Source organism: Dryocola sharpae, from assembly GCF_051307055.1.
In the GTDB taxonomy this organism is placed as follows: domain Bacteria; phylum Pseudomonadota; class Gammaproteobacteria; order Enterobacterales; family Enterobacteriaceae; genus Dryocola.
This window is the reverse complement of sequence record NZ_CP149994.1, coordinates 972,421-990,192: the sequence shown is the minus strand read 5'-3', so window position 1 is coordinate 990,192 and position 17,772 is coordinate 972,421. Positions and strand designations below refer to the sequence as shown.

Genomic DNA, 17,772 nt, shown 5'->3' with positions numbered 1-17,772 from the left:
AAAAAGCAAGGTAACGGGTGAAATTTTGCCCGTCACAGTGCGATAAATTAACTATTTACGCAATAACTGCTGGAGTCGCTGCTGCTGCCGGCGTTCCAGCCAGCCCTGTAAAGCAAACAGCCTCACGCCACGTATAGTCAGCAGGGCGCCCCAGATTACCGTTGGCCAGATAAACCACAACTGGCCGGGCGAGGTAAACAGATTTATCGCCGCCAGCCCGGCGCAGACCACGGCCCAGGTCAACACGGCGCGATAAAAGCCATACTCCCTGTCGAGCCGTTTTTTCGCCAGTGTAATTTTCTGGTTTAACGCCTCATCCTGAGTAGATTCCGGCGCCGTTTCCGCATTCAAATCGGCCACGTTTAAATCGAATGCCGCAGCTATGGCGCCCAGGGTTTCCAGGCTCGCCTGGCCGCCGTTTTCAATGCGCTGAACGGTGCGCACGCTTAAAGAGGAAAGCTCCGCCAGTTGTTCCTGGGACCAGGCTCTTGATAAGCGCAGCGCTTTAATAGTTGAGTGTTTCATAGCGGGTTTTCTCCACGTTTGTAAACCAGCCTTCACTGTGCGCCAGCCGCAGCTGCCGCGCCACGACAGCAACGCGACACCGACCTGACAGCAACACGACAGCGGTTGTCAGGCTACGCGAATACGTCTTTTCATCTACGCTCAACCATGTAAGCCATAAACCGGGGGGAACCATGACCAAAAAATACGCCTTTCCTGTGGAGCAAATTCGCCGTTATCTGGAACCGGGGCCGGTTGTTTTGCTCTCTTCGCTTCATCACAACAAGAGCAATATTATGACCCTCGGCTGGCATACCATTATGGAATTCTCGCCCTCGCTTGTCGGCTGCATGATTTCGGCGGGCAACCACAGCTTCAGTATGATCCGTGAAAGCGGCGAATGCGTCATTAATCTGCCTACCCGCGCACTGGCGGATACGGTTGCCAGAATAGGCAACTGCTCAGGAACCGAAACGGATAAATTCGCCGAGTTTTCCCTGACGCCGGTAAAATCCAAAAAGGTCGCCGCCCCCGCTATCGACGAATGTTACGCCTGTTTTGAATGCCGCCTGCATGATGACGTGCTGGTGGAAAGCTACAACTTTTTTATCTTTGAAGTTGTCTTCGCCCGCGTGCAACACGAGCCGCAATGGCCTGAAACGCTGCATTATACCGGCGACGGTCTGTTCCGAACCGACGGTGAGTTCATTGACCGCCAGCCGTTATTTACTAAAGTTTCTTAAGTTTTACTTTACGCCCAGCCGTTTAGCCAGCCGGTGCAGGTTTGCTACATCAAGCTGTAGCTGGCGCGCGGTCGCCGCCCAGTTTCCGCCGTTAGCATCGAGCGCCTGAATAATAATCTGGCGCTGAAAATCGTCCGTGGCCGTACGTAAATTATCCACGAGGGGCTGCGTTTTTGCCGTCGCGGGCAGGCTCTTTAATTCTGCATCCGCCAGCTGGAAATGCTGCGGCTGGAGCAGCAGCTCCCCTCCCGGATGCCCGGCTCGCGCCAGAACAATCGCGCGGTAAATAGCGTGTTCCAGCTCACGGATGTTACCCGGCCAGTCATAACGGCGGAGTAAATCCCGCGCGCCGTCGCTGAGCACCACCTGCCGCAGCCCCATTTTTACGCGGCTTTGCTCGCAGAAAAACCCGGCTAAAAGCGTGATGTCATCGCCACGTTCACGCAGAGGTGGAACGTGTACCGGGAAGACGCTTAAACGGTGAAACAGATCGGAGCGAAACTGCCCGTCGAGCACCTGCTGTTTCAGATCCCGGTTAGTCGCCGCCAGCACCCGCACGTTGACACGCTGGCTGTTGTCATCCCCCACTCGCTGAATATCGCCGTACTGCAAAACGCGCAGCAGCTTAGCCTGCAGCGTCAGCGGCAGCTCGCCGATTTCATCGAGAAACAGCGTCCCGTTATCCGCCATCTCAAATTTCCCGGTTCGATGGTGTATCGCCCCGGTAAACGCGCCTTTAACGTGGCCGAACAGTTCACTTTCCGCCACGCTTTCCGGCAAGGCCGCACAGTTGAGATAAACCAGCGGATTGGCCGCGCGCGCCGACCCGCTATGGATCGCCCGCGCCACTAGCTCTTTACCTACGCCCGTTTCACCGGTGATAAACACATTCAGATCCGATCCCGCGACAATTTCGATCTCTTTTTTCAGCTGCTCGATCCCTGCGGAGAGCCCCACCATTTCCGTGCCGCCGGTTTTTCCGGTCGCGGGCGCCGCGTTCGCCGCAGGCGTCTGGTTTTCCAGCTGTTCCATCAGCAGGGCGTTATTCAGCGCGCCGGCTGCCAGCACGCTGATAAGCCGCAGCTCTTCATCGCTGAAATGGTCGAACTGGGCGGGATCCATGCCGTCCACGGTTAAGGCGCCAATCAGGGTCTGGTCGGCGAACAGCGGTAAACCAAGGCAGGCATGCACTTTTAAATCACCGTGATGAGGGATCAGCCCGTCGTAGGGATCCGGAAGCTCGCTTTCGGCTGGAAAGCGCACCACGTCGCCCGCGCGCGCAATGGCCTCCAGACGTGGATGCGCATCCAGCGCAAACCGTCTTCCGAGAACGTCTTCCGCCAGTCCGTCAATAGCCAACGGGCGGAACTGACGCGCCTCGTAGCGCAGCAGCGCCGTGGCGTCGCTGCCTAAAAGCTGGCGCAGCGTGCGGATCAGGCGGGCAAAACGGTCCTGGTGGGTAATGCCGTTTTGCAGATCGATGGCGATACTGGCAAGCGAAGTGATGGACAGGCTCATAAGCAGCTCCCTGGTTAGATGCGCCAAGCCTACCTGATGATTGTCAATATGACAACCAGGCTGTCATTTTAACCTTAATCCGCATTGTCATTTTGACTTAGGCATAGCCGGTAAAATACTAAAAAATCATTAATATTCAAACAGATAAAAAGTTGGCACGCGATTTGTAATAAGAACGGTATACGCATCATTCTATTTAATCGCTTATTGAGGTTCTGCAAATGGCTATTCTGGTTAAAAACAACATTCATTGGGTTGGTCAACGTGACTGGGAAGTCCGCGATTTTCACGGCACCGAATATAAAACGCTGCGCGGCAGCAGCTACAACAGCTATCTCATTCGTGAAGAAAAAAATGTCCTGATCGATACCGTCGATCATAAATTCAGCCGCGAGTTCGTACAAAACCTGCGCGGCGAAATCGACCTTGCCGATATCGATTACATCATCATTAACCATGCGGAAGAGGATCACGCAGGCGCGCTGACCGAACTGATGATGCAGATCCCGGATACGCCGATCTACTGCACCGCGAACGCCATTGACTCTATTACCGGCCATCACCACCATCCGGAATGGAATTTTAACGTTGTGAAAACCGGCGACACGCTGGATATCGGCAACGGCAAGCAGCTGATCTTCGTTGAGACCCCGATGCTGCACTGGCCGGACAGCATGATGACCTATATGGCCGGCGACGCGGTTCTGTTCAGCAACGACGCCTTCGGCCAGCACTACTGCGACGAACACCTGTTCAATGATGAAGTGGATCAGACCGAACTGTTTGAGCAGTGCCAGCGCTACTACGCCAATATCCTGACGCCGTTCAGCCGCCTGGTGACGCCAAAAATTACCGAGATCCTCGGTTTCAACCTGCCGGTAGACATGATTGCGACCTCGCACGGCGTGGTATGGCGCGATAACCCGACGCAGATTGTTGAAATGTACCTGAAATGGGCGGCGGATTATCAAGAAGATCGCATCACTATTTTCTACGACACCATGTCCAATAATACCCGCATGATGGCCGACGCTATCGCGCAGGGCATTGCCGAAACGGATCCGCGCGTGGCGGTAAAAATCTTTAACGTGGCGCGCAGCGATAAAAACGAAATCCTGACCAACGTCTTCCGTTCCAAAGGCGTGCTGGTGGGCACCTCTACCATGAACAACGTCATGATGCCGAAAATTGCCGGCCTGGTGGAAGAGATAACCGGCCTGCGTTTTCGCAATAAACGCGCCAGCGCCTTTGGCTCCCACGGCTGGAGCGGCGGCGCGGTAGACCGTCTCTCAACCCGCCTGCAGGATGCGGGTCTGGAAATGTCCCTGAGCCTGAAGGCGAAATGGCGTCCGGATGTTGACGCGCTGGAAATCTGCCGTGAACACGGCCGTGAAATCGCACGCCAGTGGGCATTAACTCCGCTGCCAGCCGCCGCCGCTGTCGCCGCGCCGCAGCAGGAAGCCGCCGCTGTTGAAGCTAAGTCCTGCGCCGACCTTGGCCCGCGCATGCAGTGCAGCGTCTGCCAGTGGATCTACGATCCGGCAACCGGCGAGCCAATGCAGGATGTAGCGCCGGGTACAGCCTGGAGCGACGTACCTGACTCCTTCCTGTGCCCTGAATGCTCTCTGGGCAAAGACGTGTTTGACGAACTGGCTACGGAGGCCGTATGAACGCAGGCATCGTAATTATCGGATCGGGCTTTGCCGCCCGCCAGCTGGTAAAAAACATCCGTAAACAGGACGGCAATGTGCCCATCCGCATGATTGCCGCCGACAGCATGGATGAATACAACAAGCCCGATCTCAGCCACGTAATCAGCCTCAATCAGCGGGCCGACGATATGACCCGGCAGCGCGCCGGGGAATTCGCCGAGCAGTATAATCTGACGCTGCACGCCAATAGCCGGGTGTCCTGTATCGATGCCGGCAAGCGCGTTGTGCAATGCGGCGAGCAGCAATGGTCCTATGACAAACTCGTGCTGGCGACCGGTTCAGGCGCGGTGCTTCCTCCCATTCCCGGCCGCGAATTGATGCTGACGCTCAACAGCCAGCAGGAATACCTGGCCTGCGAAACGGCGCTGCGTGATGCGCATCGGGTGATGATTCTGGGCGGCGGGTTGATTGGCAGCGAGCTGGCGATGGATTTTTGCCGCGCCGGTAAGCAGGTGATGGTGGTGGATAACTCAGCCAGCCTGCTTGCTTCGCTGATGCCTGCGGAGGTGAGCAGCCGTCTGCAGCACCGTCTGAATCAGATGGGCGTCGAGCTGCTGTTCAATCAGGGTCTGGAATCGCTGACCACAACCCCGCAGGGCATTAATGCGGCGTTGAGTAACGGACGCCTTGTCGACGTTGATGCCGTAGTTGCCGCTATCGGGCTGCGTCCTAACGTTGAGCTGGCGAAAAGTGCCGGCCTTACGGTGAACCGTGGGATTGTGGTTAATCGCCAGTTACAAACCTCAGATGCGAATATTTACGCGCTGGGCGACTGCGCGGAAATCGAGGGTAAGGTACTGCCGTTCCTGCAACCGATTCAGTTCAGCGCCATGACGCTCGCTAAAAACCTGCTGGGCGCCGCCGACGGCCTGACTCTGCCTGCGATGCTGGTGAAGGTCAAAACGCCGGAGCTGCCGCTGCACCTGGCGGGCGAAACCCAGCGAGCCGATTTGCACTGGCAAATCACCGCCGAGCCGCAGGGATTGATTGCGAAAGGCTACGATGACGCGCAGCAGCTCAAAGCGTTTATCGTCAGCGAAGCGCATATGAAAATGGCGTTTGGGCTGCTGCGGGAGCTGGCGCTGTAGGAAAGTTACGGCGGATTTACTCATCCAGTAACGGCATAAATCCGCCGTAGATCATTCGCTTGCCGTCAAAGGGCATCGCGGCGCCAAATTCTTTCATCCGTGGATCGGCCATCATCTTTCTGTTGGCCTCGTCGCGCGCTTCTTTAGACGGGTATTCAATCCAGCTAAAGACCACCTCTTCATCCTCTTCAGCTTTAACGGCCATACGGAAATCGGTGAGCTTGCCTTCGGGCACATCTTCTGCCCAGCATTCCACAATGCGCAGGGCGCCAAACTCCTTAAACAGCGGCGCCGTTTTGGCGGCCAACTCTTTATAAGCCTCCTTATTGGCGGCGGGAACCGCTACCACAAAACCATCGACATAATGCATTGTTGCCTCCACAAGGCGAGGTTTACGGGCGATCGTTCCCGCCCGTGATGATTACGCCAGATAAGTGTAGTGGCTAAGAGCGCAGGCTGCCCGCTCAGAATTTAAGCAGCATTTCATACTGCGTAACGGGATCCTGGCGGTAGCCGCAGCTCAAATAGAGCGGCGCGATCTGCTCCGGAATGGAGCCTGCGGTAGAAAGCCCCGGGAAACGCTCATGCAGCAGCGTCAGCAGCTTTTTCGCGTGCCCTTTGCCGCGTGCGGCCCTGTCGACATAAAGCATACGAAGTTTGGGCTGCTGAGCGTTCGGGACGACCATTGCATAAGCGACATCATCGAGCACATAAGCCTTGCCGGGTAATTTATAGAGCGTTTCGGGCGCGCTTAGCCAGGGCAGCCGCAGGTCTCTGTCGGTCATCATCTTTTTCGCCATCAGCAGCGGGTCGATCTCCAGCAGCTCGCCGGTCGGGCGGAACAGCGTTGAGCCCGTGGCGTGAAAACCGACCAGCGTTTGCTGGCAGACAAAGCCCATGCGCTGATAAAGCGCCAGGGCGCTATCGTTGCCGACTATCACTTCCAGCCACATTTGCCGATCGCCGCGCGCCTGCGCCTCGTCAATTAATTGCCGGATAAACCGTTTGCCATAGCCCTGCCCGCGCAGCTCCGGGCGAATCGCGAATGCCGCAAGACGGCTGGTCTGCCCGCGGCGGACGATGGCCGCCAGCGCTTTCGCCTCCCCCTCCTGCAGCCAGACCTTGCTGTCATTAAGGCTGATATCCTCAGCGCTAAAGCGGGTCGCAAAGGCCTCGCCGTCAATATTAAACGGCACCAGATAGCCTTCAAAACAGTGGGTGAGAATGTGCGCCAGCTGGTGGCTGTTCCAGTTTGATGCCGCATGACTGATAACCGGGGTGTGCATCCTGACCTCATCGACGGGAAGTTTTCTTTCAGACAGATAAAGATAGCGCGACAAAAGCGCGCCATGGTTATTTTGTTCAATACCACATCCGGCCCGGCGTGGCACGCTTGCTGCCCAATAAATAAGGAGGGGTTATGAACGTTGTCTGGTCGATGATGATTTTTGCTCTGGTCTCTTCCGCCTCGCCGGGGCCGGTGAATATGGTGGCGTTAAGCAGCGGGGTGAGCTTCGGCTGGCGCGCCTGCGTGCCGCACGTAACGGGCGCGACGCTCGGCTTTACCGTGCTGCTACTGGCAACGGGCTACGGTTTATATGAAGTACTGAACTACTGGCCGATGCTGCAAGCACTGCTCAGATTCAGCGGCATTATATTTTTACTCTGGATGGCCTGGCGACTGGGGCGGGATAACGGCGAAATCTCCCGCGCCAGGCCGCTGCGGGCGCCCGGCGCCTTCAACGGTGCAATGATGCAGTGGCTTAACCCGAAGGCCTGGCTCGCCTGCGCGGCCGGCATGGGGCTTTATGCCCGCGACGGCGACCCTGCGACGATCTGGCTCTTTGCCGCTATCTATTTTGCGATCTGCTATCTGTCAATTCTGAGCTGGGCGCTGGCCGGGGCATCGCTCAGCGATTATCTGCAGCGGCCCTCCCGTATTCGCATGCTCAACAGAACGCTTGCCGTCCTGCTGGCAGGCTGCGCGGGCTGGTTATTGTTTGACTAGAGCAGGTCGCGATATTGCCCGGGGGTAACAGCCAGGTGCTGCTTAAAGGCCCGCTGGAAATGCGCCTGGTCGGCAAAACCGACCGCCTGCGCCACGCTGGCCAGCGCATCGCCTCGCTTGAGCCGTTCACGTGCGATATGCAGGCGACGGTTGATCAACAGGGCGTGAGGCGTAACGCCATAATGCCGCTGGCAAAGACGAATCAAATGGCTTACCGAAAGATCGGCAGCCTGCGCAAGCGAGGCCAGCGTTAAAGGTTCTTCGTACTGGTGCTGAATTTTTTCGATAGCCCTGGCCAGCTGTTGAGGCGCGTCGCTAAAAGCATTTAACGCCGGACGGAGTTCCTGCTGCGCCCGCAGCATAAACTGCACCGCTGCAGCCTCTTTTTCCAGAATATCGTATTGAGGACTGGTGACCGTGAGGTAGAGCCGGTTAAGACCGGTATACAGCGTCTGGCTGGTGCTCCAGGTTTGGGTAAAGTGGCAGATGTTGTCTTCATCGTCGCCCAGCAGCTGATTTAACCAGCGGCTGTCGAAATAAAACATCCGATAGGCCCAGGGTTGATCCTGCACCGGATTACAGGCGTGCAGCACGCCCGGATTCATCAAGACTACCGAACCTTCATGAATCTCTAGCTGCGTTTTCTCGTTAAGGTACGTGCTGGTGCCCCCTACTACCGCGCCGACAGAAAAGGTTTCGTGAGTATGCGGCGCATAGCAAACGCCGCGCCCGTCCTGCACGTTTCTGACCTCAAGCCACGGCAGCCCGGCGTCACGCCAGAAGCGTTGTTTTATCGGATAGCGGGCCATGATGTCTCCTTATCAGAATGTGGTTCAGGTTTAACACAGCTTTCAGCCTATGGCACTACCGTTGAAGCGGCCTGCGGCTTTTCACGCTGCACGGTTGTGCGAAACCATGGCAGGCATAGCTGGATCAGCGGACCGATGGCGAGCGCATAAAGTACCGTCCCCACGCCCAGCGTGCCGCCCATCAGCCAGCCAGCAAAAAGCACGGTCAGCTCGATTGCGGTGCGCACGCTGCGTACCGACCAGCCGGTGCGGGCGTTAATGCCGGTCATTAAGCCGTCCCGCGGGCCAGAGCCAAAACCGGCCCCGATGTACATACCCGTGGCAACGGCATTCACCAGTACAGCGGAAACAAGAAGAATGCTGCGTACACCCAGCGATTCCAGCGGCGGCATCAGCGCCAGCGCCGCATCCGCCGCCAGCCCAATCACGATGACGTTGCTGATAGTACCGAGGCCCGGGCGCTGCCGCAGAGGGATCCACAGCAGCAGCACCAGCGCGCCAACCAGGATCATCACCACGCCAATATTAAGCGACAAGATCTTCGCCACGCCGAGGTGAAAGACGTTCCACGGATCCGCGCCCAGATCGGCGCGGACAAACATCGCCGTCGATATCCCGTACAGCGCAAGCCCGATATAAAGCTGCATTAATCGACGTGCCATCATTTTCCACCTCACCTGTTGGTTGTGGCTATACTTTCCGACAAAATGGACTGATTATTAAGGTCCAGTTATCACAAAGTGGACTGCTATGACACAGCGCAGAACGGGGACTTCCTCACTGGTTAAACTTCTGGGGCACTGGCACCAGGCGCTTTCCCGCACGCCGGTTTACCGCCAGCTGGCGGATGGGCTACGTTTGTTGATCCTTGACGGCAGGCTGCCGCTGGAAAGCAGGTTGCCCGGAGAACGCGAGCTGGCAGCCGCGCTTGGCGTAAGCAGAACAACCGTTGCCGCGGCGCTGGGGCAGCTGCGGGAAGAAGGTTATTTACTCAGCCGCCACGGATCGGGTTCCACGACTATCCTCCCGGAAGGCGGTCTTTCCACTTCGCCCGTGCCCGGCGTCGCCCCGGTGCTGGATCTTTCGACTGCGGCACTCTCCGCTGGCCCGGAGATCCATCAGGCCTATACCAGCGCATTAATGGCGTTGCCCGAGCATCTCGGCTCCACGGGTTACGATCAGCGTGGGCTACCGGAGCTGCGCGAGGCGATCGCCCGGCGCTATGCAGCTCGCGGCTTGCCGACCACGGCGGATCGGATCATGGTGGTGAACGGCGCGGTAAGCGGATTTAGCCTGGTTATGCGGCTGCTGATCGGCCCCGGCGATCGGGTAGTCATCGACCATCCAACCTATCCGATGGCGTTAGCCGCGATCAAAGGCGCCTCCTGCCGTCCGGTTCCGGTCAGCCTGCCGGAGCAGGGCTGGGACACGGATGGCCTGGCCGCAACCATCGCCCAGACTTCTCCTCGCCTGGCCTACCTGCTGCCGGACTTTCATAACCCTACCGGACGCTGCATGGATGCCGCTACCCGCGCGATCGTGACGGAAATTGCAGCCCGGACCCGCACGACAATCGTGGTGGATGAAACTATGGCGGATTTATGGTTTGACGCGCCTCCCCCGCCGCCGCTCGCCGCCTTTGACGATGCGGACAACGTGATAACGCTTGGCTCGGCCGGGAAAAGCTTCTGGGGCGGCCTGCGCCTGGGATGGATCCGGGCATCTTCGCGTACCATCGCGTCCCTGATTCAGGTGCGAAATTCGCTTGATTTAGGCTCCCCGCTTCTTGAGCAGTTGGCGACGATTAGCCTGTTCAACGCGGCCGATGATTTCCTGCCGCAGCGTAGAAAAACGCTGAGGGAACAAAGGGATTTTTGCGCCGCAACCGTAAGGGAGCTGTTCCCGGACTGGCGAATAACCACCGCGCCGGAGGGCGGTTTATCTTTGTGGATTGAACTGCCAAAGCCGCTGGCAACCGTGTTTGCCGCCAGCGCCGAATCCATCGGCATTCGCATCGGGGCCGGCCCGCGCTTTGGCACTGAAGGCGCATTTGAGCGTTACCTGCGCTTGCCTTTCACTCTGGAACCCGCGCAAATGCGCATCGCGCTCGAACGCCTCCAGCCTGTCTGGCAGCGGGTAACGCAAAACCGGGGTTATGTGGAACGCGGGCTAACGGTTTAGTTACGGCGGCGGGAAACGCCGCTACACAGAACTACTTTTCACAATCGACGTATTGCTCTGCGCGTAATTTGCCAGTTTATCCAGAATCTCGTCCAGTTGCGCTATAAAACGAATCACCAGCTGCGGTACAAGTCACCGTCGGCGTGTTGATGCCACCCCCGCTGGCGGCGTATGCAGGGAAAATTGTTGTGAGCTACCCCGACGAACAGGGGTTACAGGGCGGGAAGCGCTTTGCACTTATGAAAACAGCATTTACTTGTTTACGCGCCTACAGTCCTGTCCATACCCGAAGACGTTCTCGACCGAGGTTAACGAAAAATAAACAGTGCTTTAGGCCTGATAAATTTAAGAAATAAGCACTTGACCAAAATTATCATTTTTTTTGCATCCTATTGACAATTGTCAGAGGCCTTACGCGACGTGGGTTCAGCGAGATTTATTCTGCCAAAATATCAAATTAGCACCGAAATCAATACTTGTTCTCAGACGATTAGTTACTAGAATACTGCTCATATAGTGAAATCATTAATTGATACCACTATATCTTGTGCTTACGCCTAATCGTAAACATAAAAAAACCGGATTCGCTATTTTGAACCCGGCTTACAAAGCATGACCAATACGAGTCGCCAAACTCTTATAAATCTCTGCCTTGCCTTCATTTCTGACGGCTTGATTGTGCCAGGCAATGAGGATCATGTAAACCTTAAAATGAACGCTCGAAAGGAGCATTGCATGACCATTTGTAAACAGTCACACCGTTACAACACTCTTTTCATTAGCTTACCCCACGATCAAAGTGGCGAAGGACGCCATAAATGCTGTGGGTGTGCTTATGATCAAGGTTATCTGGCCGGTTTAGCGCGGAATGGACAAGTTTGGATAGACTTGGCGGCTCTTCCTGATAGCCAAGCTGGTATAGTTCGCCATAAAAGCCCCCAAGCCGCGTATGCTGAGGGTTATCGTGATGGAGTTCATGATTCATACAGCAAAGCTATTTAATACTAAATCTAGCATTAGGGGGCTTTGCCCCCTTTAGAATAATATTTGTTGAAAGACTTTAATTAGGGGTCAGAATGGAAAGTGTAAAAGACTCAATTTCGCAAGCCTTAAAAGAGCGATTCACTAGCCCTTTGTGGGGCTATATTATACTTTCATGGTTCGGATTTAATTGGCAGAATCTTGCATGGCTTTTTATGAGTAAGCAGGATGTTGAAAAAAGAATTGAACTCATTACTTCTCAAAATTGGTTTTACAGTCATTATGTTCTTCTACCCATATTTGTCGGTGCGATATTGGCTGCATTATCACCATACTTTAAGGTATTGCTTTCAATAATTCATAAAAAAGCAGAGAAGAAGTTAATCGACGTTGATCGTGATCGGTCTCTGAATAGTTTACAAATAGAAATTGACATTATGGAGAAAACAGCAGAACGCAATTTTGCCTCACGTCAAGCGGAAGCTAAAGAACAAAAAAGGCTTATAGAAATAGAAGAAGAACAGAAACAATTACCTTTCAAAACCGAATCACTTATGAAAGAACATTCAAGTCTAAGCATGAAAATAAAAACCTTCAATGAAGAAATAAACGATTATAAAAACTTGAAAGATAAATTATCATTTGAGATAGACGAGTTGAAAAATAAAGCTGATGAAATAATCAGTATTTTCAGAAAATACAACTCCCCCAGCAACCATGAAGAAATAAAGAACTTTGCAAATGAAATTTCATTAATTTTTAAATACATAAATGAAAAGCATCCCTCTCCTATAAAATCAACCTTAGTTGATGATGCAAAAATTGCATTAGATAATATCACTAAAGCATCCCTTGCAGGATTGAGCCTTCAAAATCCATTTTCTGAACTGCAATATAAAAAAGCATATGAACAGATTCAACAATCGCTATCGCCTCACCCAGATTTAGCACAGTTGGCTGCAAGTTCTTCAATGGCTTTCAGTAATCCAAATTTTAAAGAAATTGGAGAACTAAGCCGACAAGTTGCAGCTCTTAAGAAACAATTTCCACTATTATCCTCACTATCTTCACAGACATCAGAAGCTCTTAAAAATTTGACAAGTGATAACATCAATAATTTCGCAAAATACGCTCATTTAGTTAGACCAGAATTTACTGACGTTCAAGGTTTTATTGGGAATTCTAGGAATGAAAATTCAATAAGAGAATATGATAGAGTATTAGAAAATGAATAAATCATGATCACATAAAAGGTCCCACCACTTTTATTTATTATGGAGCAGGTACAACTGCAATAATGGAGAAGCACACGACCACCGTCCCCCCTGATGGGGAGTTAAATTTTGCCGTATCCCTACTTACAGCGTCTTGGACTTCATCTTGCGTAGGTTCGTGGTCAGAGTGAAGTTACACCTCCTCGAATCTTGTTGCGTTACCGTTTCTGTGCTCGTATGTGATTTTATATGTGTCCCTCATTTTTCTTCCTCCATCTTGTTGGATGTACCTAAGTTTAAACAATACAAGCCATAAAGCTCCATTAGTGGCACAAGCAACAAGCGCTCTCGAAGTATTCCTACAAGCTCGACCAAGCGCGAGACATCAACGCCTTTCCCGTATCGGTTATAAGCGATCGTGGCGTTTGAGTGCACGAGCACCTGGGAGGCGAACTACTCAGGGAAGCTATTTTGTTTAAATGTTGTGGCGGCGTAGTGGCGCAATGAATGATACTCAGGCAAACCATGCTTACCCCGAAATCGTGTAAACCAGCGGCTGAAATAGTGACCATAGCTGCCCAAGTGCAAGGTTAGCTCTGGGAATAAATGCCCTTTCCACTCCTTGATGAAATCTAGCAAGCCAAGCGCCAATAGCTGAGAATGGATCGGCACAAACCGCCGCGAACTTTCCGTTTTTAGTGTCTGGTTTGGGTTCAGATTATCTACACGGAAGCACCAGATCCCGTGACGGGAAAGCATAAGATGCGACATTGATTAGCGTCCTAAGTGATACACAAAAGTTGTATCACCGCCGTTTCAATGCACGAAAAACAGGGGTTACATGATGGATATCATGTAATTAGCACAAATGGGTGGGGGCCCTGCCAGCTACATCCCGGCACACACGTCACCTGCTGCGGCTGCTTCCTTCCGGATCTGACCGAGTTCACAAGTTAGTGTTGCGGGAGAACCAACAGAGCCCCCATTGAGAGCGCCAGTTCCCTGACGCGCTGGCGCATTATCCATGTTGCCTAGGGCAATTGCAAGCCGCCGGCGGTCAGGTGTTGGTTTCTTGCGCAACCGGTGTTTTTGTTTGCTCCGGGCACGGCAATGATTATGCTTAGCAAGGCCGTTTAAGGAGTTTGCTATGGATAATCAAGATTCTTTCCCGCAGCGGGTTTACCAGATTATTGCCGCTATTCCGCAGGGCCATGTCACAACCTATGGGGACGTTGCCTTGCTTGCGGGCTCGCCGCGTGCAGCGCGCCAGGTCGGCGGCGTGCTTAAGCGCTTGCCGGAGGGCAGCAAGCTTCCCTGGCATCGAGTGGTTAATCGCCACGGCGCCATTTCGCTTACAGGGTCTGATTTACAGCGTCAGCGTGAGGCGCTGCTGGCGGAAGGGATTATGGTTTCCGGAGATGGGCATATTGATATGCAGCGCTATCGCTGGAATTACTAAAAAGCGCCTCCTTAAGAGGCGCTTCATATCAGAACGTGGTCGGTGCAGGAACCGCAGAAGAAGGGTTCACCTGCGTCGGCGAAGTCGACGGTACGGTTGTCACCGCGCCACCGCCTGGCTGTACCGGAACCGCAGTCTGCTGCACCGGAACCAGCGTCAGATCCGCTTTCGTGCCGCCCTGGTTGATAACCGGCTGGACGGTATCGGTGATAAACACCAGCTTATCGTTCACCGTAATCGCGGCGCTCAGGATAATGCGCGCGTTTGGCTGGATATCTGCCGGGTTAAACGGCAGCACAAAACTGAACGGCGCCTGTTTACCTTGGGTACGGGTCACCTTCTGTGCCAGAACCTTAGACGGGGCGTCGGCAAGGGAAGCGTCCGACAGCGTTACCGTCAGAACGGCGTCCGGCGGCAGGGCAACTTTCTGGCGGATCCAGGCCGTACCCGTGACGGATGGCTGTGCAATTACCGGCTGAGCCGCGGCTCCCGAAGTCGTTGCGGCTGGCGCCGGGGTTGGAACGTCCGCAGATTTCTGCGCGCATCCCGCAAGCGTTACCGCGACGGCTAAACCACTTAACACGTGCACAAGTTTCATTGATTTGTTCTCCTTATTATCAATGCACCAGTGGGCGCTGTGTCCCACAAGTAATGAGTGGTTAAAACATGTTTATCAGGCTAAGTGTGGCACACGTCACTGAATTTTGCCTGGAACCCCATTTGTTATCAGGTCGGGCCAGTGCTCGATTGACGTTGATAGCGTGTTATAATCAGGCGACAAACGCGCGGGTTACCGCTTTATCGAGGATGTTTTATGAGTCAGGCGCTCAGTAATTTATTGGCTTTGCTCAATCTGGAAAAGATTGAAGAAGGTTTGTTTCGGGGCCAGAGCGAGGACTTAGGTTTACGCCAGGTATTCGGCGGCCAGGTGGTCGGCCAGGCGCTTTATGCGGCCAAAGAAACCGTCCCGGCGGAACGCCTGGTGCACTCTTTCCACAGCTATTTCCTGCGTCCTGGCGATAGTCTGAAACCTATCGTTTATGACGTCGAAACGCTGCGCGACGGCAAAAGTTTTAGCGCCCGTCGCGTCGCCGCCGTACAGAATGGCAAACCTATTTTCTACATGACCGCCTCTTTCCAGGCGCCGGAACCGGGCTTTGAGCATCAAAAAAGCATGCCGCAGGCCCCTTCGCCTGACGGGCTGATGTCAGAAACGGCTATCGCGCGCTCCGTCGAAAAATTCCTCCCGCCGCAGGTAAAAGAAAAATTTCTTTGCGAAAAGCCGCTGGAGATCCGGCCGGTGGAGTTCCACAATCCGCTCAAAGGGCATCAGGCAGAGCCCGCCCGCCAGACGTGGCTGCGCGCCAACGGCAAAATGCCGGACGACCTGCGGGTGCATCAATATCTGCTGGGCTACGCCTCAGATTTTAATTTTCTGCCAACCGCCCTCCAGCCGCACGGCATCGGTTTTCTGGAGCCTGGGATACAGATAGCGACCATCGACCATTCCATGTGGTTCCACCGCCCTTTCGACATGAACGAATGGCTGCTTTACAGCGTTGAGAGCACGTCGGCATCAAGCGCGCGCGGTTTTGTACGCGGTGAGTTTTATAACCAGGATGGCTTGCTGGTTGCTTCGACGGTGCAGGAAGGGGTGATGCGTAAGCGTAGCTAAAAATATGTCGGGTGGCGCTGGCGCTTACCCGACCTACGAAATATTAGCTGTTTAGCTGTAAGGTGAATGATCGTCAGCGCCATCCACCTGTTCAGCATTTATGATTATGCGTTGTAAGCGTTCTCGCCGTGGCTGTTCACATCCAGCCCTTCGCGCTCCTGCTCTTCTGGTACGCGCAGACCAACGGTCAGGTCGGCGATTTTAAAGCCGATGAAGGCCACTACGCCGGACCATACGATGGTCACGCCAATGCTTTCCAGCTGTACCAGAACCTGATGCCCCATGGTCACGCCTTCTGCGTAGCCAACGCCGTCCAGTGAAGTCGCAGCAAAGATGCCGGTCATAATGCAGCCGACGATGCCGCAAACGCCGTGCACGCCGAACACATCGCAGGGATCGTCAACGCGCAGCCATTTCTTCAGCAGCGTCACGCCCCACAAACCAGCCAGACCCGCAGCGATGCCGACGATCAGCGCGCCGCCGACGCCGACATAGCCACAAGCCGGGGTGATCCCTACCAGCCCTGCGATTGCGCCGGAACAGGCGCCCAGCAGAGAAGGTTTACCCCGCAGCGTCCACTCGCCAAAGATCCAGCCCAGCACCGCAGCCGCCGTTGCGACAACCGTATTTACGAAGGCCAGCGCGGCGATTTCGTTAGCCGAACTTGCGGAACCGGCGTTGAAGCCGAACCAGCCGAAGTAGAGGATTGCTGTGCCTATAAAGACCATCGGCAGGTTATGAGGTTTAAACGCCTCTTTACCGTAACCCACGCGTTTACCGACCAGGTAAGCGCCCACCAGGCCTGCGACCGCGGCGTTAATATGCACCACCGTTCCGCCTGCGAAGTCCATTGCCCCGTGTGTCCCCAGCAGGCCGCCGCCCCAGACCATATGCGCAATCGGCACGTAGGAGAGCGTCAGCCAGACCAGCACGAAAATCAGCACCGCGGAAAATTTAATACGTTCGGCCAGCGCCCCCACAATCAGCCCTACGGTGATGCAGGCGAACGAACCCTGGAACGCGACGTGAATATACTGATAGAAAGAGCCCATCAGCGCGGTTAACTGGATGTTTCTGAGCATCACCCAGTCGAAGTTGCCGAAGAAATTGCCGCCCGTACCGAAAGCCAGCGTATAGCCGTAAACCACCCACAGGACGCAAACCAGCGCGAAGGTCACCGAAACCTGAGTCAGCATCGAAAGCACGTTTTTGGAGCGAATCAGACCGCCGTAGAACAGCGCAAGCCCCGGGATTGTCATAAACAGCACCAACGCGGTGCAAATCATCATAAAGGCGTTATCGGCTTTATCGGCAACGGCCGGCGCGGCCAGAGCCAGCGACGGCGCAAGCGCCAGGGCCATAACGCCCGATACGGAGGCTAATTTCTTCATTTTTTCTGTCCCTTTTACGATTGGGGAGGCTTACAGTGCGGCTTCGTCGGCTTCGCCGGTACGAATTCGAATGACGCGTTGCAGCTCGGCAACGAAAATTTTGCCGTCGCCGATTTTGCCTGTGTAGGCAGCTTTGCTAATGACATCAATTACTTCATCAAGCTGGTCATCGGCTATGGCGACGTCGATTTTCACTTTTGGCAGGAAATTAACGCTATATTCCGCCCCGCGATACAACTCTGCATGACCCTTCTGACGGCCAAAGCCTTTTACTTCAGTGACGGTCAGGCCCTGAATGCCGATGGAAGACAACGCTTCACGAACGTCTTCAAGCTTGAACGGTTTGATTACCACGGTAACCAGCTTCATAGATTCCCCTCCGGTAAGACAACGGGTAAGTGCACGGCTTCACGATGGAGATAAAGCAAGCTCCGTGCCAGAAATGAAAGCACTGCTTTTTACGCCGGCTTAATCAGCGTTGTCGGGAGG

General features: G+C 54.5%; 19 protein-coding genes, 1 other RNA gene and 1 pseudogene. 9 read left to right on the top strand and 12 right to left on the bottom strand.

What is annotated here, in order from left to right; genetic code table 11:
• Positions 1–51 precede the first annotated feature (51 nt).
• A complete protein-coding gene (locus WLO31_RS04705) occupies positions 52–525 on the bottom strand; it encodes a 2TM domain-containing protein (RefSeq protein WP_435929327.1) in 474 nt (157 codons plus the stop codon).
• Positions 526–698: 173 nt separating this feature from the next.
• Between WLO31_RS04705 and WLO31_RS04700 the strand changes: the two genes are divergently transcribed.
• Complete coding sequence (locus WLO31_RS04700) at positions 699–1,247, top strand: flavin reductase family protein (protein ID WP_435929326.1); 549 nt, start codon at positions 699–701, stop codon at positions 1,245–1,247.
• Between the two features lie 3 nt (positions 1,248–1,250).
• Here WLO31_RS04700 and norR read toward each other — a convergent pair whose 3' ends face one another.
• Positions 1,251–2,765: a nitric oxide reductase transcriptional regulator NorR gene (norR, locus tag WLO31_RS04695; protein WP_435929325.1), complete on the bottom strand. Its 1,515-nt coding sequence runs from the start codon at positions 2,763–2,765 to the stop codon at positions 1,251–1,253.
• 221 nt (positions 2,766–2,986) lie between these two features.
• Here norR and norV point away from each other — a divergent pair, with 221 nt between their 5' ends.
• The gene (norV, locus tag WLO31_RS04690; RefSeq protein WP_435929324.1) at positions 2,987–4,435 is read left to right on the top strand and encodes an anaerobic nitric oxide reductase flavorubredoxin; all 1,449 of its coding nucleotides are present in this window, start codon (positions 2,987–2,989) and stop codon (positions 4,433–4,435) included.
• Positions 4,432–5,565: an NADH:flavorubredoxin reductase NorW gene (gene norW / locus WLO31_RS04685; protein WP_435929323.1), complete on the top strand. Its 1,134-nt coding sequence runs from the start codon at positions 4,432–4,434 to the stop codon at positions 5,563–5,565. The genes norV and norW overlap by 4 nt, the downstream gene beginning before the upstream one ends.
• A 16-nt stretch (positions 5,566–5,581) precedes the next feature.
• Here norW and WLO31_RS04680 read toward each other — a convergent pair whose 3' ends face one another.
• Positions 5,582–5,935: a DUF1428 domain-containing protein gene (locus WLO31_RS04680; RefSeq protein ID WP_435929322.1), complete on the bottom strand. Its 354-nt coding sequence runs from the start codon at positions 5,933–5,935 to the stop codon at positions 5,582–5,584.
• Between the two features lie 94 nt (positions 5,936–6,029).
• A complete protein-coding gene (locus WLO31_RS04675) occupies positions 6,030–6,905 on the bottom strand; it encodes a GNAT family N-acetyltransferase (protein ID WP_435929321.1) in 876 nt (291 codons plus the stop codon).
• An 80-nt stretch (positions 6,906–6,985) separates the two neighbouring features.
• On the opposite strand from WLO31_RS04675, the gene WLO31_RS04670 reads away from it, so the two are divergent.
• Positions 6,986–7,573 carry a LysE family translocator gene (locus WLO31_RS04670; RefSeq protein ID WP_435929320.1) on the top strand — a complete coding sequence of 196 codons (588 nt, stop codon included), beginning with the start codon at positions 6,986–6,988 and terminating at the stop codon, positions 7,571–7,573.
• Here the strand turns inward: WLO31_RS04670 and WLO31_RS04665 are convergent.
• Both WLO31_RS04665 and WLO31_RS04660 read right to left on the bottom strand, forming a co-directional pair.
• Entirely contained in the window at positions 7,570–8,382 is an 813-nt protein-coding gene (locus tag WLO31_RS04665; protein WP_435929319.1) for an AraC family transcriptional regulator, read from the bottom strand. The genes WLO31_RS04670 and WLO31_RS04665 overlap by 4 nt on opposite strands.
• 47 nt (positions 8,383–8,429) lie before the next feature.
• Entirely contained in the window at positions 8,430–9,044 is a 615-nt protein-coding gene (locus WLO31_RS04660) for a YczE/YyaS/YitT family protein (RefSeq protein ID WP_435930510.1), read from the bottom strand.
• A gap of 88 nt (positions 9,045–9,132) precedes the next feature.
• On the opposite strand from WLO31_RS04660, the gene WLO31_RS04655 reads away from it, so the two are divergent.
• Positions 9,133–10,563: a PLP-dependent aminotransferase family protein gene (locus tag WLO31_RS04655; protein WP_435929318.1), complete on the top strand. Its 1,431-nt coding sequence runs from the start codon at positions 9,133–9,135 to the stop codon at positions 10,561–10,563.
• Between the two features lie 21 nt (positions 10,564–10,584).
• On the opposite strand, the pseudogene WLO31_RS04650 reads toward WLO31_RS04655, so the two are convergent.
• Positions 10,585–10,692, bottom strand: a pseudogene (locus tag WLO31_RS04650) (Lrp/AsnC family transcriptional regulator); the annotation flags it as partial.
• Positions 10,693–11,175: 483 nt separating this feature from the next.
• Here WLO31_RS04650 and WLO31_RS04645 point away from each other — a divergent pair.
• Positions 11,176–11,565 (top strand): hypothetical protein, encoded by a 390-nt coding sequence (locus WLO31_RS04645; protein ID WP_435929317.1) that lies wholly within the window; start codon positions 11,176–11,178, stop codon positions 11,563–11,565.
• 74 nt (positions 11,566–11,639) lie between these two features.
• The gene (locus WLO31_RS04640; protein WP_435929316.1) at positions 11,640–12,779 is read left to right on the top strand and encodes a hypothetical protein; all 1,140 of its coding nucleotides are present in this window, start codon (positions 11,640–11,642) and stop codon (positions 12,777–12,779) included.
• A gap of 432 nt (positions 12,780–13,211) precedes the next feature.
• Here WLO31_RS04640 and WLO31_RS04635 read toward each other — a convergent pair whose 3' ends face one another.
• Entirely contained in the window at positions 13,212–13,529 is a 318-nt protein-coding gene (locus tag WLO31_RS04635; RefSeq protein WP_435929315.1) for a hypothetical protein, read from the bottom strand.
• Between the two features lie 108 nt (positions 13,530–13,637).
• Positions 13,638–13,734: signal recognition particle sRNA small type (gene ffs, locus WLO31_RS04630), an RNA gene on the bottom strand.
• A 171-nt stretch (positions 13,735–13,905) separates the two neighbouring features.
• On the opposite strand from ffs, the gene WLO31_RS04625 reads away from it, so the two are divergent.
• On the top strand, positions 13,906–14,217 hold the full coding sequence (locus tag WLO31_RS04625) for an MGMT family protein (protein ID WP_435929314.1): 312 nt from the start codon (positions 13,906–13,908) through the stop codon (positions 14,215–14,217).
• A 28-nt stretch (positions 14,218–14,245) separates the two neighbouring features.
• Here the strand turns inward: WLO31_RS04625 and WLO31_RS04620 are convergent, their stop codons facing one another.
• On the bottom strand, positions 14,246–14,815 hold the full coding sequence (locus WLO31_RS04620; protein WP_435929313.1) for a YbaY family lipoprotein: 570 nt from the start codon (positions 14,813–14,815) through the stop codon (positions 14,246–14,248).
• A 216-nt stretch (positions 14,816–15,031) separates the two neighbouring features.
• Between WLO31_RS04620 and tesB the strand changes: the two genes are divergently transcribed.
• Positions 15,032–15,892 carry an acyl-CoA thioesterase II gene (gene tesB / locus WLO31_RS04615; protein WP_435929312.1) on the top strand — a complete coding sequence of 287 codons (861 nt, stop codon included), beginning with the start codon at positions 15,032–15,034 and terminating at the stop codon, positions 15,890–15,892.
• A gap of 104 nt (positions 15,893–15,996) precedes the next feature.
• On the opposite strand, the gene amtB is transcribed toward tesB, so the two are convergent.
• Positions 15,997–17,283, bottom strand: a complete 1,287-nt coding sequence (gene amtB / locus WLO31_RS04610) for an ammonium transporter AmtB (RefSeq protein ID WP_435929311.1) — start codon at positions 17,281–17,283, stop codon at positions 15,997–15,999.
• A 30-nt stretch (positions 17,284–17,313) separates the two neighbouring features.
• Positions 17,314–17,652, bottom strand: coding sequence for a P-II family nitrogen regulator (gene glnK / locus WLO31_RS04605; RefSeq protein WP_002891893.1), 339 nt, complete (start codon positions 17,650–17,652; stop codon positions 17,314–17,316).
• Positions 17,653–17,772: the final 120 nt, after the last annotated feature.

Coding starts and splice junctions, on each gene's coding strand:
- WLO31_RS04705 (WP_435929327.1), bottom strand. CDS start 525: ATGAAACACTCAACTATTAAAGCGCTGCGCTTATCAAGAGCCTGGTCC.
- WLO31_RS04700 (WP_435929326.1), top strand. CDS start 699: ATGACCAAAAAATACGCCTTTCCTGTGGAGCAAATTCGCCGTTATCTG.
- norR (WP_435929325.1), bottom strand. CDS start 2,765: ATGAGCCTGTCCATCACTTCGCTTGCCAGTATCGCCATCGATCTGCAA.
- norV (WP_435929324.1), top strand. CDS start 2,987: ATGGCTATTCTGGTTAAAAACAACATTCATTGGGTTGGTCAACGTGAC.
- norW (WP_435929323.1), top strand. CDS start 4,432: ATGAACGCAGGCATCGTAATTATCGGATCGGGCTTTGCCGCCCGCCAG.
- WLO31_RS04680 (WP_435929322.1), bottom strand. CDS start 5,935: ATGCATTATGTCGATGGTTTTGTGGTAGCGGTTCCCGCCGCCAATAAG.
- WLO31_RS04670 (WP_435929320.1), top strand. CDS start 6,986: ATGAACGTTGTCTGGTCGATGATGATTTTTGCTCTGGTCTCTTCCGCC.
- WLO31_RS04665 (WP_435929319.1), bottom strand. CDS start 8,382: ATGGCCCGCTATCCGATAAAACAACGCTTCTGGCGTGACGCCGGGCTG.
- WLO31_RS04660 (WP_435930510.1), bottom strand. CDS start 9,044: ATGGCACGTCGATTAATGCAGCTTTATATCGGGCTTGCGCTGTACGGG.
- WLO31_RS04655 (WP_435929318.1), top strand. CDS start 9,133: ATGACACAGCGCAGAACGGGGACTTCCTCACTGGTTAAACTTCTGGGG.
- WLO31_RS04645 (WP_435929317.1), top strand. CDS start 11,176: ATGACCAATACGAGTCGCCAAACTCTTATAAATCTCTGCCTTGCCTTC.
- WLO31_RS04640 (WP_435929316.1), top strand. CDS start 11,640: ATGGAAAGTGTAAAAGACTCAATTTCGCAAGCCTTAAAAGAGCGATTC.
- WLO31_RS04635 (WP_435929315.1), bottom strand. CDS start 13,529: ATGTCGCATCTTATGCTTTCCCGTCACGGGATCTGGTGCTTCCGTGTA.
- WLO31_RS04625 (WP_435929314.1), top strand. CDS start 13,906: ATGGATAATCAAGATTCTTTCCCGCAGCGGGTTTACCAGATTATTGCC.
- WLO31_RS04620 (WP_435929313.1), bottom strand. CDS start 14,815: ATGAAACTTGTGCACGTGTTAAGTGGTTTAGCCGTCGCGGTAACGCTT.
- tesB (WP_435929312.1), top strand. CDS start 15,032: ATGAGTCAGGCGCTCAGTAATTTATTGGCTTTGCTCAATCTGGAAAAG.
- amtB (WP_435929311.1), bottom strand. CDS start 17,283: ATGAAGAAATTAGCCTCCGTATCGGGCGTTATGGCCCTGGCGCTTGCG.
- glnK (WP_002891893.1), bottom strand. CDS start 17,652: ATGAAGCTGGTTACCGTGGTAATCAAACCGTTCAAGCTTGAAGACGTT.